This is a genomic window from Vibrio mytili (assembly GCF_000830505.1).
GTDB classification, from domain to species: Bacteria; Pseudomonadota; Gammaproteobacteria; order Enterobacterales; family Vibrionaceae; genus Vibrio; species Vibrio mytili.
The window spans coordinates 154,053-168,693 of record NZ_JXOK01000026.1; the positions used below are offsets into that span (position 1 = coordinate 154,053).

The window sequence follows — 14,641 nt, forward strand, 5'->3', positions numbered from 1 at the left end:
GTAAATGTCATTTTACCAATGCGTTACATTTGTATAGTTTGCCAAGTTGTTTACCAGTTTTGATGTGACAGACTATTTCACTCTTTTGTGCCGAGAGCAAATGAATTTGAGCTATTCATAAATAAGATAAATGTCACTGGTTGTGATTGGTAAGGTATTGTCACACCTTGGTTTACTCTACCAAGCAATAACGCCTGTCACCTATGATATTGATCAAGTACTAACTACTCACAAAGTGTTAATTTGCAATCTATAATTACAATTTGTAAGCAAGTGTAGCGAGTTATTAAAATGAAAAAACGATATATTATTTTGCTATTAGTGGCCGGGATAGGGGTTGGCTGGTTAACCCTCGGGGGAACGGCAGCCGTCATGCACTACACCTCATCTACGGAGTTTTGTGTCTCATGTCATACTATGGAAACCCCTCTTAAAGAGTATCAAGGCTCTGTTCACTTTAGCAATGCTAAGGGTATTCGCGCAGAATGTGCGGACTGCCATATACCTCATGAACCTTTGGATTACTTGATAACTAAAATACGGGCATCTAAAGACATCTACCACGAATTTATAACTGGCAAAATTGATACTCCAGAAAAATACGAAGCACATCGCACAGAATTAGCAGAAATGGTGTGGGAACAGTTCCGTAAAAATGATTCTGCGACCTGTCGCTCTTGTCATGAGTTTGATGCGATGGAAGGGTTTGAGCAGTCCCGTGACGCAGTGAAAATGCACGCTTACGGTATCGAAAATAATCAAACTTGTATTGATTGTCACAAGGGGGTCGCACACTTCGCACCAGAGGCTGAGCTAGATAGCAAAGCGTTTGATACCTTAATGAGCTTTACGACTAAAACGTCACCAGATGCGAAAGTTGTATACCCAGTTACTACTATTGATATGGGTGAAATGGGAACCATTAATCCAACAACTGAGTTAGAAGTGGTGAGTGCTGAGGGTGATAATCGAACTGTTAAGTTACGTGCTTTCCAAATGAAGGGTGCCGAGCAAGTGCTTTATATGGGGGAAGGGCAGCGTGCGATAGTCGCGACGTTGACAGAGCAAGGTCAACAAGCGCTTGAGGGCGGTGACTTTACCGCTGATGTTTACGGCAACGAATGGCGATCTGTTTCATTGACAAGCACGATTGACTCTCCAGTTGTGGATACACTCGATCCTGTTTGGTCATACGCAGAAGAGTTGGACAATGTTTATTGTGCAACGTGTCACGCGAAGATTCCTTCGAATCACTTTACGGTGAACGCATGGGGACCAGTTGCGAAGAGTATGGGTGATCGTACGGATATTACTGCTGAAAATCTAGAAATTCTGACTAAGTTCTTCCAGCACCACGCGAAAGACGTGGTTGGTCACTAACGATAAATAGAAGGATAATACTATGACGAAAATGACCCGCCGCGGATTTTTAAAAGGTACCAGTATGGCGGCTGGTGCAATGGCATTCACTTCATTCGCGCCAATGTCGGTTGCGTCTTCAAATGAACGTGGTAAAGGCATTTTAACTGCAGGTCGTATGGGACCGTTACTGTGTGAAGTACAAGATGGCAAGCTGGTTTCTACAACCAATGCACTTGCTCAGACGGTACCAAATAGTTTGCAAAGCACTGGTCCTGATCAAGTTCACACTAAGGCTCGTGTGAAATTCCCAATGGTACGTAAAGGCTATTTGGCGAACCCGTCTTCACCTGAAGGCGTTCGTGGCCGCGATGAGTTTGTTCGAGTCTCTTGGGATGATGCGTACAAACTGATCCATGAGCAACACATGCGTATTCGTAAAGAATACGGCCCGACATCTATTTTCGCAGGTTCTTATGGCTGGCGTTCAAGTGGTGTGTTACATAAAGCGCAAACCTTGTTGCAACGCTACATGAGTATGGCTGGTGGTTATTCTGGCCACTTAGGTGATTACTCAACTGGTGCTGCTCAGGTCATCATGCCGCACGTTGTTGGTTCCATTGAAGTGTACGAGCAACAAACCACTTACCCTGTGGTTCTTGAACACAGTGATGTGGTGGTGCTTTGGGGTTTGAACCCAATTAACACCTTAAAAATTGCTTGGAGTTCAACAGACTGTGCTGGCTTAGAGTTCTTCCATCAACTGAAAAAATCGGGCAAAACCGTAATCGCGATAGATCCGATTCGTTCTGAAACCATAGAGTTCTTTGGCGATAATGCAGAGTGGATTGCCCCTCATCCAATGACTGACGTGGCAATGATGATGGGTATCGCGCATACATTAGTGAAACAAGGTAAGCACGATAAAGCCTTCCTCGATAAGTATGCTACTGGCTATGAGATCTTCGAAGCTTATTTATTAGGTGAAGAAGATGGTGTTGAGAAGTCAGCAGAGTGGGCATCTCAAATTTGTGGCGTCCCAGCGAAACAGATAGAGCTATTGGCTGATATCTTCAGCAAAAACCGTACTATGCTAATGTCTGGTTGGGGCATTCAGCGCCAGCAATACGGTGAACAACGTCATTGGATGTTGGTGACACTTGCATCTATGTTGGGGCAAATTGGCTTACCGGGTGGTGGCTTTGGTTTATCTTATCACTACTCAAATGGTGGTAACCCTGCTCGTGACGCAGGTGTACTTCCCGCGATTTCTGCTTCTATAGGTGGTGGTTCGTCTGCTGGTAATGACTGGGCGATCACGGGTGCAATACAAAGTTTCCCGGTTGCACGAATTGTTGAGGCACTGGAAAACCCAGGTAAATCATTCCACCATAATGGTCATGAACTCACGTTCCCTGACATCAAAATGATTTGGTGGGCTGGTGGTGCGAACTTTACTCACCATCAAGATACAAACCGTTTGATAAGAGCATGGCAAAAGCCTGAACTGATCGTGATTTCGGAACCTTATTGGACAGCAGCAGCAAAACATGCGGACATCGTGCTGCCAATTACGACATCGTTTGAGCGTAATGATCTGACGATGACAGGTGACTACAGTAACCAACATTTGGTACCGATGAAGCAAGTGGTTGAACCGCAAGGTGAAGCGCGGAATGACTTCGATGTCTTTGCTGACCTCGCTGAGTTTCTTGCACCTGGTGGACACGATGTCTACACCGAAGGCAAAACTGAGATGGAGTGGCTATATGGCTTCTATAAAGTGGCGCAAAAAGGTGGCCGCGGATCTCGTGTAGCAATGCCTAACTTCAGTAAGTTTTGGGAAGATAACCAACTGATCGAAATGAAGTGGAACGAGAAAAACGCTCAGTTTGTTCGCTATGCTGACTTCCGTGAAGATCCGGTTATGAATCCATTAGGCACACCGAGTGGTAAGATCGAAATCTATTCGAAAACGATTGCAGGTTATCAGTTAGAAGACTGTCTGCCGCATCCTGCTTGGTTCGAGCCAACTGAATATACGGGTAACGCGCAAAGTGGTGAATTGCAGTTAATGACAGCGCATGCCGCGCACCGTCTACACAGTCAATTTAACTACGCGAAGATTCGTGAAGAGTACGCGATTGCAAACCGTGAGCCGATTTGGATTCACCCTGAAGATGCAAAATCTCGTGGCATTAATACTGGTGATCTCGTTCGTGCGTTTAACGGCCGTGGCCAAGTGTTAGTTGGTGCAGAAGTTACAGATCGTATCAAACAAGGTTCTGTGTGTATTCACGAGGGAGGTTGGCCTGACTTAGATCCGAATACTGGTATCTGTAAAAACGGCGGTTGTAACGTACTGACATTAGATATTCCTACGTCGAGACTCGCTAACGGCTGTGCGGCCAACTCAGCACTGGTCCGTATTGAAAAATACACAGGACCAGAGTTAGAACTCACAGCGTTTGAACCACCTAAAAACGGTTAGATAAATAACGTTTGAAAGTAAGAAGCCAGCGATTCGTTGGCTTCTTTTTTATCGAGAAAAAATCAATTTTTATTAAGCAAAAATCAAACAGGTTGATACAGAATTAGAGAAGCAAATGACCTTTTTCTGTATAGCCAAAAGTAACGATGATTTCATCGCTCAGTTCATTAAGCTAAGTAAGTACTCACATTTGATTTTTGGATCGTCAGCATGACAAATCGCAGATACTAGTGCTAAACCCTGTACCCCAGTTGCGCTGAGTTCTGGGATAGTGGCTTCGTTAATGCCACCAATCGCGACGATCGGGAGAGATGTGGTATTGAGTGCCATTTTTAAACCATCTATACCCCAGTGTTTTTGGGTGTTGGTTTTGGTCGGTGTCGCATAGATAGCGCTTAAGCCGATGTAATCTATCGGTAGGGTGTCGACTTGCGCGAGTTGTTGCTCATCCTCAATGGATAAACCGAGAATTTTATTTGGACCAATCAGCTCGCGTGCGATATGAGCAGGCATGTCCGATTGACCGAGGTGCACGCCGTCAGCATCGACTGCAAGTGCAACATCGACTCGATCGTTGATGATTAATGGCACATTGGTATGTTTCAGGAGTTCTTTGACTGCCAGAGCTCTTTCGATAAAAGCACGTACGTCACCATGTTTCTCACGAACTTGCACCATGGTCACGCCACCTTCCACTGCTTTACTGACCACATGCTTGAGCGTGGCAAGATCTTGTTGGTCATCGGTGACCAAATACAAACGATAGGCGTTCATTTTGTTTCCTTTATGCCTCCAACTCTTCGCTATGAGCCGGAGGCATCGATGTTAAGTTGCTCTGTTGTTAGTCTTTAATGACGGTAAGCTTGAGTCGTTTTGCCAGTGTTTGTTCATCAAGCTGATACAACTCGTCAAGCAAGGTTAATTGTAAGCTGCCCGGACCGCGCGCTTGTTCGGCGGCGATTTCACCCGCGACACCAAGTATGGCAGCGGCGGCTAAACCGGTTTCATCACCCACCGCGGCAAATGCGCCAGTGAGTGCAGATAACGTACAACCCATTCCCGTTACGTATGGCATCATTTCGTGGCCATTGCCGAGTGTTACGGTCTGCGATTTCGTCACGATGAAGTCTGTTTCGCCAGAAATTACAACGTTTGCCCCGTACTCTGCAACGAGACACTGCGCAGCGCCTAATGCAGCTTCACTATTGTCGAGAGCGTCGACCCCTTTGCTCTGAGCTTGTTCACCCGCTAAAGCAATGATCTCAGAAGCATTACCACGGATAATCAATTTATCAGCCAAACGTGCAATTTGGCGTGAAGTTTCGGTACGTAGCCCACTTGCACCGCAGCCGACGGGATCAAGCACGATGGTTTTGCCGTTTGCGTTGGCTTGTTCAACGGCGTAGATCATACGAGGTATCCACTCGCTGTCGAGTGTGCCAATGTTGATCACCAGCGCGCCAGAAAATGACATCATTTCGGCCATCTCTTGTTTGGAGTGCGCCATGATTGGAGAGGCACCGATTGCCAGCAGAGCGTTCGCCGTGTTGTTCATTACAACGTAGTTCGTGATGTTCACAACCAATGGCTTTTGTTGACGTACAGCGGCTAATGCTTGAGTGATATTTTCAATTAACATGGGCGTCTCCAATTAATTTTGCTGAGCATTTAAGCCTTGTTGCCAGAAAGCGACTTCCATACGCGTTGCCGTTTTGAATACCTGAATTAGGTTCTGGCCGCGCTGGCTGTTGATATCGATTTCAGCTAGTAGCTCGTTAAAGTGCGCCGCGCCCTCCGCAACACCTGACTGGAACTCTTCACCGCCATAGAGGGTGATCCAGCTAGCGTACGGGTTACCTTCAATAATGGTGTTTTCATCTTCCATCAACATTTTGCCAATAACCGCATAGCCGATAGAGCAAGGCGCTAATGCCGCATACAGGTCAACCAAATCACCCGTCATACCTGCATCTAGCACATAGCGTGTGTAGGCTACGGTGCCGAAATCTTCCGGTTCGTTTTCCAGATCGGATTCAGTCAAGCCCCATTGACCACAGTAAGTCACATGGTGAGCGATTTCTGAATCCAACAACGCATGAACGCTCGGCAGTGCGCGACGCATGTCATACAAAGTACGTGCTTTATAAATCGCTAATGCATAAGCGCGAGCGTATTGCTTGAGAAATAAAAAGTCCTGTTTCAAATAATGCAGAAAACAAGGTTGAGCAAGCGTGCCTTGCGCTAATTGCTGAACGAATAGGTGCTCTGTATATTCCTGCCAGTCTTGACGGCAAGCGTCGATCAAATCTTGGTATTTCATAATGGGATAACCTCAGAATTAGTCAAAGCTAGGCACGTAATCTTTCGCTTTTGGTAGCGTTTCGATGATTTTTTGTGAGTACATGAACTCGGCGTAATCGTCGTAACGTTTTAGATCAACTGCGGATGGGCGAAGCGCAAAACGAGTCAAGGTGTCATTCCAGGCTCGTTGGTTCAGTTCGTTGTTCAGCGTGTCTGGTGAGTAAGCAACAAACTCTTTCCAAGATGCTTTGGGATGGTTCACGATGTAAGTGGTGGCTTGCTCAAGCGCTTTGTTGAAGGCTTTGATGGCCTCTTTGTCGTATGTTTTTGCATTCGCGACAAACACAAGTTCGTCATATGCTGGCACGCCGTGTTCTTCTGGGAAGAAGGCTTTAGCTTGGTAACCCTCTAACGCAAGCTGGTTAGTTTCGAAGTTACGTAGTCCACCCCAAATCGCATCCACTTTGCCTGATGCCAGAGAGGAAGATAGCGCCCAGCCAACGTTGATGATTTGTACGTCAGAAAACTTCACATTCTCTTCTGCCAACATTGTGCCGATGGTTGCTTCTTCATTACCAGCGATGGAAATGCCGATCTTCTTACCTTTTAGATCGGCAAGGCTGTCGTTCTTACCGTTGTCGAGTACCATCATGGTATTCAGTGGCGTTGCAATAAGTGTTGCGGAGCGAATCAGTGGTAGACCTGCTGCAACGTCAATCGTCAGGCTTGGCTGGTACGAAATTGCCATATCGACTTTGCCAGCAGCAACCAGCTTGGGGGGCGTACTTGGATCGGCAGGTTCTTGAATATTGACTTTTAAACCTTGCTCTTCAAAGTAACCTCGCTCTTGCGCGATGACAATAGGACCATGGTTAGGGTTCACGAACCAGTCCAGCATTAACGTCATTTCCTTATCCGCTGACAATACGTTTGTTGAGACGATTGAAGTAAGCAGAGTGACGACGCTCATTCGTTTATTTTTATTCACGGGTAATCTTCCTTTTCGTTGTCCCTATTTGTTTTCCCACGGGATGGTTACTTTTAATAGTTTGTCAGTAATGAAATAGAGTGCGATAGATAGAGCGGCGAGGATAAATAGCGCTGCAAACATCTCATCGATAATCATGCGAGCATTGGCTTGTAGCATTAGGTAACCCAAACCTTCGCTGGAGCCTACCCATTCGCCAACTACTGCTCCAATTGGTGCGATGACGACGGCAACACGAATACCAGAAGCTAAGGTTGGCAAAGCCGCAGGCAGTTGAATATGACGTAGCAGTTGCCATTTAGATGCCCCCATTGTTTTAGCGAGATCTAGGTAGCCACTTGGGGTATTACGCAAACCGTCATAACAGCACGTTGTCACTGGAAAAAAGATGATGATCGCCGCCATGACGACTTTTGATGCGATGCCGTAGCCAAGCCAAAGCATCAGAACGGGTGCAATGGCAAATACCGGAATCGCCTGGCTAGCAATCAGAATCGGTAGCAGCCAGCGTTTTAGTGGTTCGAACAGCAACATCTGTAGAGCAAACAACAACCCCATCGATAAGCCCAGAGTGAGCCCGAGCAAGATTTCTTTTGCCGTGACCCAAGTATGTGGGAGCAACACATCGTATCGCGACACCAATCTATCAAGTACTTCTATCGGGGCGGGTAAAATGAAGCTGGGCAGCTTGAATAGTATTACGGTCAATTGCCACAAACTTAAAATCACCGCAGTGCTGACCAATAACCGGGTTATAGGGTGTGTCACCCGTTCTTTTTTTCTGATGCGTGTGGAGACGCTCTGGTACTGAGTCATATCACTCATAATCTATCTCCAACTGCTCTAAGATCGTTTGCTGCAAAGTGGCGCACTCACCATCAATCGCGCGAGGCGGTTGGGATTCCGGTACGACTAGATGCTGAGCGCGTGCTGGTGTTCCTTGCAGAACATAAAGTTGATTCGCCAAGCGTACGGCCTCTTGTGGATCATGCGTAATGAGTATGACGGTTTTTCCTTTCAGCATGGTGGCAGAAAGAGTTTGCAGTTTATGACGGGTGACGGCATCCAGTGCGGAGAAAGGCTCATCCATTAAGATCAGTGGTTTGTCTTGCATCAGCGTGCGAGCTAGGGCGACTCGTTGTCGCATTCCACCTGAAAGCTGGCTTGGTTTTGCATTTGCGTATTGGCTCAAGCAACCTGCTCAAGCAATGTCATCGCACGTTGCTTGTTACACTGGTGTTGAGCGTGAGAAAATCGTGCGCTTAAACAAACATTATCTAGTACATTGAGCCATGGTAAGAGCAAATCCTGTTGTGCCATATACGCGATACGACCATGCAGATCGAGTTTATCCGTTGTAATTATTTCTCCCTGCCATTTGATTTGATCTTCGAGTAAACCTGCCAAATAACGCAAAATAGTGGTTTTTCCACTGCCACTACGACCGAGTAATACCGTCCACCGTCCAGCAGGGACAGTCATATGCAGTCCTGACAGAGTGGGCGCTTTGTTGTCGTTGAACTGTAGACAAGCGTTAGTTATCTGAATACCAAAGGCATTAGGATTCATTATTACTTGTCTCCAGACTTGCTCTGACAAAAAAGTGATGAACTGGGCCGTGTCCTTTACCTACCGCCAGTTCATCAGCGTGAGCAATCGCGCGGGAAATATATTGCTTACCCAAACGCACCGCTTGGTGCAGGTCATTACCTTGCCCTAGGTAAGACGCAATGGCAGAAGAAAGGGTACAACCCGTCCCATGAGTGTTTTTGGTTAGCAGACGTTTTGCGCTGATCAATGTCGCAGAGTCTTGCGTGATAAGAAGATCGTTGCTGTTCTCATCTGTCTCTAAATGTCCCCCTTTCAGCAATATTGCTTTTGCGCCAAGCGCACGAAGATCCGTAATCATTTCATTCATTTCGGCTTCAGATTCTGGAACAGGTCTGCCCGTTAACGCCGCGCCTTCCGGAAGGTTTGGGGTGACGATGTCTGCGAGAGGAATGAGTACTTCTTTTAAAGTATTAATCGAGGAGTGTTCCAATAATAAATCACCGCTAGTGGCGACCATTACCGGGTCAATGACCAAATGCTTTGGTTGGTACTGCTTAATTTTGTTCGCGACGACTTTAATGATATCGGAGTCCGCCAACATACCGATTTTTACTGCCACGATATTAAGGTCGGTAAAGACGGCATCGAGTTGGCTTTCAACATGTTCCAACGGGATAGGAAAAATGGCGGAAACGCCTAGGGTATTCTGTGAAGTGATGGCGGTAATGACAGAGCAAGCAAAACTGCCTGTTGCTGACATGGCTTTGATATCAGCCTGTATCCCGGCACCGCCACCGCTGTCAGAGCCAGCAATAGTTAAGACAACAGGAATTATTGATGATGACGTAGTACGAGATTTGGGCTTGAATTGTTGTGTCATGGTCGCTCCTATAACAAGACATATAGGAACTGACTTTGACTGATATTGGGCAGATCGACATTGAGATCTACGGTCGCAAGCCCTGGAAGTTAGGCTAAAGGCAAAGTGTATATAGTTCCCTACGTCAGTGCTAACTGAATCAGGTTCAACGGGTCTCGAATTTCGATCGCAGCCAGCGCACAATGACGCGGGCCCCCCGACTATTTGGTAAAGATGATAACAGGACACTAACCTAAGCGGTATGCTTTTTTGTAAGATTTATGATTGAGTGCCCGATGATGAATGCTAAAGTAGCATGTAAATCCCGTGCTTAAACGGTTTTAATAGTGTAACCCACTGCTTTTTTAATGAAATTTAGAATAATTAATAATAGCCCGTAATCTGATTTGGCAAGGATTAGTACAAAAATAGGTTAATAGAATGTTAAAATAGCTTCCGTTGCCAATGTAATGTTACGTACTGCTAGTAACGTTATTTAGGAAGGCTAAACGATCATCTAGCAAGGAGACTTCATGCTTAATTCTACAACAGCGAAGTCAGTGATCGATCATGCTCTATTTTTAGGGGCTGATTTCGCTGAGCTATTCGTTGAACATCATCAAACCAACACCGTCCAGATCGCCTCTGGTGAAGTGGATAAGGTGAACTCAGGTATCGACTTTGGTATCGGTATTCGCCTTTTCTTCGGCCATAAAGTGCTTTACGGCTATACCAACAGCACCAATGAGACTGAACTAAAGCGGGTCACGTCATTGCTTGCGGCAAAAGATAAGCGAGAGCAAATTGCATCTGCAGGAGCTTTGAACTTGAATCGCTACCCTATTCAGCATGGCTGTGCTCTGCCACTGAGCAAAGATGCCAACCTGGATTCTAAAATTGCGTTTCTACTTAACGTTGACCAAGCGGCTCGTTCTGAAAGTGAGTACATCAGTCAGTTTATAGGCAGTGTGCTGCAACGAGAACAGCAAGTTTCTATTTTCAACTCTGAAGGCTTGAACGTTGAAGATACTCGTCACTATATTCGAGTGGCGGGGAATACGGTGGCTCAAAAGGGCAATGAGCAATCTTCCGGAATGGAAGGGCCTGGTGCGCTAGCCGGTTGGGAGTATAGCGAACAACTGGATACTCAAGATCTAGGCCAAACTATCGCACGACAAGCGCTGGTTAAGCTTGGTGCAGATGTGTGTCCATCAGGTGAGATGCCTGTGGTGATTGGCAATGGCTTTGGCGGTGTCATCTTCCACGAAGCGTGTGGTCACTTACTCGAAACAACGTCGGTCGCGAAGAAAGCGTCGGTGTTCCATGACAAGATGGGCGAGATGATTGCGCATTCTGCCGTTAGTGCTGTCGATGATGGCACGATGACGAACGAATGGGGCTCAATCCACGTTGATGATGAAGGTTTGTCAACGCAGCGTACCCAACTGATCAAAGACGGTAAGCTAACTAGCTTTATGGTCGACAAAATGGGTGGCATGAAGACGGGGTACGAACCAACGGGTTCTGGTCGTCGTCAGAACTACAAGTTCGCACCAACCTCGCGTATGCGCAATACCTTTATCGAAGAAGGAGAGCATTCACTCGATGATATGCTTGCGGGAATCGAACGCGGTATTTATGCCAAAAAAATGGGTGGTGGCTCCGTTCAACCAGGGACCGGCGAATTTAACTTTGCTGTTCGTGAGGCGTATTTGATTGAAAACGGCAAAATTACCAAGCCTTTGAAAGCGGCGACACTGATCAGTACTGGACCTAAAGTATTGAAAGAAATAAGTATGGTCGGTAAGGACATGGCACTTGCTCCAGGTATGTGTGGTTCAGTGAGTGGCGCAGTACCTACAACAGTCGGTCAACCAACCCTTAAAGTAGACAATATTCTGGTAGGAGGTGGTAACTAATGAGCCAAGAAAAACAACTTCTTAATGCAGTTGATTACGTCCTGTCAGAAGCCAAACGCCAAGGTGCGGAAGCGGATGTGATTGTGAACCGTAACAGTAGCTTTTCGCTAAAAGCAAACCAAGGCAAGCTGGATGAGTACAAAGTTAGCTCAAGCCAAGTGCTGGGTGTTCGAGTCATTAAAGACGAGCGTGTCGCGACAAGTTATTCTGAATCACTAGAGCAACCAAGTTTAGATTTGATGCTCACAAACGCGCTGCAAAGTGCTCGCTTTTCTAAACAAGATGAACATCAAACTATCAGCTGTGTAAACAGCAAAATCACTACTGATATTGCAGAAATTGCGCAAGACGATACCACATCGGTCGATGAGAAAATTGAATTGTCTCTCGCGCTTGAACAAGGTGTTGTGGCTCTGCCTCACGCTTCAAGCTCACCATACAATGGTTATAGCGATGGTGAATCTCAGCTGATCATTGCGAATACTCAAGGTACTCTATGTCAGCATTTTGAACGCTCTTTCAACTGTTATGCTTATACGCTTTTCGAAAAAGACGGTAAGCAATCGATGGCGGGCAAAATTTCGGTTGGTCGCCGTTTTGATGAGTTGAATCCAACTTACTGCATTGAAGGCGGTTACCACCTTGCTCGCGACCTCCTTGATGGAGCACCAGTTGCGACAGGTAACTATCCGGCCATCTTCCACATCAATGCGTTAAGCAGCCTGTTTGGTGCATTTGGCAGTGCGTTTTCTGGTGTGAGTGCGATGAAAGGCATCTCGCCACTGGGTGACAAGCTTGGTCAAAGCGTAGCAAGTGAACTGATCACCTTTACTGATGCGGCATACATGCCAAATGGTATGGCTATCACAGGGTTTGATAGTGAAGGTTTTGCCACCCAAGACAATGTGTTGATAGCCAATGGCCAACTGAATACGCTATTGCACAATAGCCAAACAGCGAGTTATTTGGGTGCAGTGTCGACGGCAAGTGCATCTCGCAGTGCAAAATCAAGCCTAGATGTTGCAGCGAATCATAAAGTGATCGCTACGGGTGGAAGTAGTGGTGCTGAAGTAAAAGCTGGTCAGTATCTAGAGCTTGTGGAGTTGCAAGGGGTTCATTCTGGCGCAGATGTAGTCAGTGGTGATTTCTCTTTTGGCGCAAGTGGCTTTTTATGCGAGATGGTAAACGAGTTCAGCCAGTGCGTGGCATCACGGTCGCGGGAAACTTTTACAGAATGCTCCAAGAAGTGGAAGCGGTTGGAGATGTTCAGTTGACCAATGATAGTCGAACCTTTTTTGCACCAGATGTGCGTTTTTCACGTTTAAGCATTGGTGGCAAATAAGCCGAGCATTAGCAATACAGAAATAAAAAGAGGACTCAATGGAGTCCTCTTTCTTCTATACTACTTGCTGATACTCGGAGAGTTAAAACTCTCGGATGTCCAATTCATTGTGGATCAGCACCACACACTGAGACGCGAAAAGCATCTTAGGGCCAAGGCTTATTTTCTCGGTGCCAAGGCGCTTCAAGCTGTTGAATGACTTCTTCGGCATAGGAATGTGGTCGGTGAGCAAAAAACATGGATTTGGACCAATTTCTGTGTCGCGCACGAACTCGCCTTTCTTGTCTAACATATAAAGCTGATGGTCTTCAGCAAGTTCTTGAACCAAGCGTTCGAAGCTTACTGTACGAACGATAATTCCCGGCTCAACTTCGCGAAGCTGTTCTTTACCCATACCTACAGATGCATCCAACGCGCGAGCAATTGCTGCGATTAGCGTCGATTCATGAAAACCGCCAATATTAGTGATGTCGTTTGAACGGATGGTAATTGTGCGTGAGTAATCTTTCGTGCTCTCTAGAACTAAGTGAACCACAACATCTTCGCGATGAGATTGAGCGACAAACATCGTGTTCATCATGGTATGAGCAAGGATTTCAGTATGCGCTTCATTACCAACACCTTCTAGTAGTGCTTTGCTGGTGGTCGGCGCCGCGCGAGCTCGTAAAACAAAAGAGCGCATGAATTTAGCCTCTAATAGGAAGAGTGAATGCGCGAAGTATATACCCAGACGGCTCCTTGGTGCGAGTTTAATAGTAAATGTGAACTTACTTACAAAGCTTTTATTGTGATGAGTGCACTGACCGTTAAAATGGCCTTAGCCAATTAGGAGTAGTCCATGGAAATTAAAAATATAGATAAAGTAGTCTATCGAAAGAAAGTTAACCTTGTTATAGGCGGCTTTATTATTTTACTTGCCGTATCGTCTTTGGCGTTTAGTACTCTACTCATTAGTTTTTTTGGAAATACTAATATTCAGCCAGAGCAATCGACTGGTAACTTTCACTGGAACTTAATCGGTGTCATTTTAGCACTGACTACGTCACTTTCGTTGCTGAATCAGATTAAAAAAAGCCCGTTTATGTTAGAGGTATGGTACGTCTGGAAATTAAAGCAGTTGCACAACAAGATTTACCGCAAGCTAAAATATATTAAGGCTGCCGCGAGTTCTGATGATCTCAAAGCGCTAACCATTCTTAAGTTCTACTACACCACACAAAGACAAGTATTTGAGTTGGATAACAACACAATCACCATCAGCAGTGTAAATAAAGAAATAGAAACGATTGAAGAAATCGAAGCGAGTAAATCATTATTACTTGATATTACGAGTTTTGAAGAGGCGTGGTTAGACACATATTGATCGCTAATTTGCTACGTTTATATAACATTTAACTGCTAAAAATAACCGTTTGAATAAGATTTCGTCACTCAACGTGTAGAACTGAATTTTTTATTAAAAAAGGGTTGCCAAGAAAAATCATCTCCCTATAATTCGCCTCCGTTGTCAGGGCAAAGCAGAAACGCAAAAGCAGTTGGCAACGAGGCGAAATAACACTTCTAAAAATTAACTTAAAAAGTGTTTGACACTGAAAATTAGTTCATTAGAATACGCCTCCGCTTTGAGAGAAAACTTCTCGAAAAGCAAGCTCTTTAACAATATAGACCTATCAATCTGTGTGGGCACTCGTTGATGATAATCCAATTAGAAACTTCGGTTTCAAATAAGGTTTCAATGATACGAAGTGACCATTCGAATTGGGAAGCAGCCTTGAGCTGTTTTGTTTTACTTCTTTCTTTAAAAATAGAGAGGAAAGTGAAAACCAATAAG

At 45.5% G+C, this 14,641-nt stretch carries 11 protein-coding genes, 2 pseudogenes and 1 riboswitch; of the genes and pseudogenes, 5 read left to right on the forward strand and 8 right to left on the reverse strand.

What is annotated here, in order from left to right; genetic code table 11:
* The first annotated feature begins 285 nt into the window (after positions 1-285).
* A complete protein-coding gene (locus tag SU60_RS08925) occupies positions 286-1,380 on the forward strand; it encodes a NapC/NirT family cytochrome c (protein WP_041155210.1) in 1,095 nt (364 codons plus the stop codon).
* A 22-nt stretch (positions 1,381-1,402) separates the two neighbouring features.
* Entirely contained in the window at positions 1,403-3,850 is a 2,448-nt protein-coding gene (locus SU60_RS08930) for a trimethylamine-N-oxide reductase 2 (RefSeq protein WP_041155211.1), read from the forward strand.
* A gap of 159 nt (positions 3,851-4,009) precedes the next feature.
* On the opposite strand, the gene thiE is transcribed toward SU60_RS08930, so the two are convergent.
* From thiE to thiD, 7 genes and pseudogenes are all read right to left on the reverse strand, one after another.
* Positions 4,010-4,624 (reverse strand): thiamine phosphate synthase, encoded by a 615-nt coding sequence (gene thiE / locus SU60_RS08935; RefSeq protein ID WP_041155212.1) that lies wholly within the window; start codon positions 4,622-4,624, stop codon positions 4,010-4,012.
* Between the two features lie 67 nt (positions 4,625-4,691).
* Positions 4,692-5,489, reverse strand: coding sequence for a hydroxyethylthiazole kinase (thiM, locus tag SU60_RS08940; protein ID WP_041155213.1), 798 nt, complete (start codon positions 5,487-5,489; stop codon positions 4,692-4,694).
* Between the two features lie 12 nt (positions 5,490-5,501).
* Entirely contained in the window at positions 5,502-6,170 is a 669-nt protein-coding gene (gene tenA / locus SU60_RS08945; RefSeq protein ID WP_041155214.1) for a thiaminase II, read from the reverse strand.
* An 18-nt stretch (positions 6,171-6,188) separates the two neighbouring features.
* Complete coding sequence (locus SU60_RS08950) at positions 6,189-7,139, reverse strand: ABC transporter substrate-binding protein (RefSeq protein WP_128814644.1); 951 nt, start codon at positions 7,137-7,139, stop codon at positions 6,189-6,191.
* Positions 7,140-7,163: 24 nt separating this feature from the next.
* Positions 7,164-7,964 carry an ABC transporter permease gene (locus SU60_RS08955; protein WP_041155216.1) on the reverse strand — a complete coding sequence of 267 codons (801 nt, stop codon included), beginning with the start codon at positions 7,962-7,964 and terminating at the stop codon, positions 7,164-7,166.
* Positions 7,957-8,708, reverse strand: a pseudogene (locus SU60_RS08960) (ABC transporter ATP-binding protein). The gene SU60_RS08955 and the pseudogene SU60_RS08960 overlap by 8 nt, the downstream one beginning before the upstream one ends.
* Positions 8,698-9,570 (reverse strand): bifunctional hydroxymethylpyrimidine kinase/phosphomethylpyrimidine kinase, encoded by an 873-nt coding sequence (gene thiD / locus SU60_RS08965; protein WP_041155217.1) that lies wholly within the window; start codon positions 9,568-9,570, stop codon positions 8,698-8,700. Before thiD ends, SU60_RS08960 begins: the two are co-directional and overlap by 11 nt.
* Positions 9,571-9,669: 99 nt before the next feature.
* Positions 9,670-9,779: riboswitch (TPP riboswitch) on the reverse strand.
* 303 nt (positions 9,780-10,082) lie between these two features.
* Here thiD and SU60_RS08970 point away from each other — a divergent pair.
* Positions 10,083-11,468: a TldD/PmbA family protein gene (locus SU60_RS08970; protein WP_041155218.1), complete on the forward strand. Its 1,386-nt coding sequence runs from the start codon at positions 10,083-10,085 to the stop codon at positions 11,466-11,468.
* Positions 11,468-12,810, forward strand: a pseudogene (locus SU60_RS08975) (TldD/PmbA family protein). The gene SU60_RS08970 and the pseudogene SU60_RS08975 overlap by 1 nt, the downstream one beginning before the upstream one ends.
* A gap of 82 nt (positions 12,811-12,892) precedes the next feature.
* Here SU60_RS08975 and trmY read toward each other — a convergent pair.
* Positions 12,893-13,492, reverse strand: coding sequence for a tRNA (pseudouridine(54)-N(1))-methyltransferase TrmY (gene trmY / locus SU60_RS08980; protein WP_041155219.1), 600 nt, complete (start codon positions 13,490-13,492; stop codon positions 12,893-12,895).
* Positions 13,493-13,648: 156 nt separating this feature from the next.
* Here trmY and SU60_RS08985 point away from each other — a divergent pair, with 156 nt between their 5' ends.
* Positions 13,649-14,173, forward strand: a complete 525-nt coding sequence (locus tag SU60_RS08985) for a DUF3087 family protein (protein ID WP_041155220.1) — start codon at positions 13,649-13,651, stop codon at positions 14,171-14,173.
* Positions 14,174-14,641 lie beyond the last annotated feature (468 nt).

Bases quoted from the DNA above. Each gene is read 5' to 3' on its own strand.
- SU60_RS08970 (WP_041155218.1), top strand. From the start codon at position 10,083: ATGCTTAATTCTACAACAGCGAAGTCAGTGATCGATCATGCTCTATTT.
- trmY (WP_041155219.1), bottom strand. From the start codon at position 13,492: ATGCGCTCTTTTGTTTTACGAGCTCGCGCGGCGCCGACCACCAGCAAA.
- SU60_RS08930 (WP_041155211.1), top strand. From the start codon at position 1,403: ATGACGAAAATGACCCGCCGCGGATTTTTAAAAGGTACCAGTATGGCG.
- SU60_RS08955 (WP_041155216.1), bottom strand. From the start codon at position 7,964: ATGAGTGATATGACTCAGTACCAGAGCGTCTCCACACGCATCAGAAAA.
- SU60_RS08985 (WP_041155220.1), top strand. From the start codon at position 13,649: ATGGAAATTAAAAATATAGATAAAGTAGTCTATCGAAAGAAAGTTAAC.
- tenA (WP_041155214.1), bottom strand. From the start codon at position 6,170: ATGAAATACCAAGATTTGATCGACGCTTGCCGTCAAGACTGGCAGGAA.
- thiM (WP_041155213.1), bottom strand. From the start codon at position 5,489: ATGTTAATTGAAAATATCACTCAAGCATTAGCCGCTGTACGTCAACAA.
- thiE (WP_041155212.1), bottom strand. From the start codon at position 4,624: ATGAACGCCTATCGTTTGTATTTGGTCACCGATGACCAACAAGATCTT.
- thiD (WP_041155217.1), bottom strand. From the start codon at position 9,570: ATGACACAACAATTCAAGCCCAAATCTCGTACTACGTCATCATCAATA.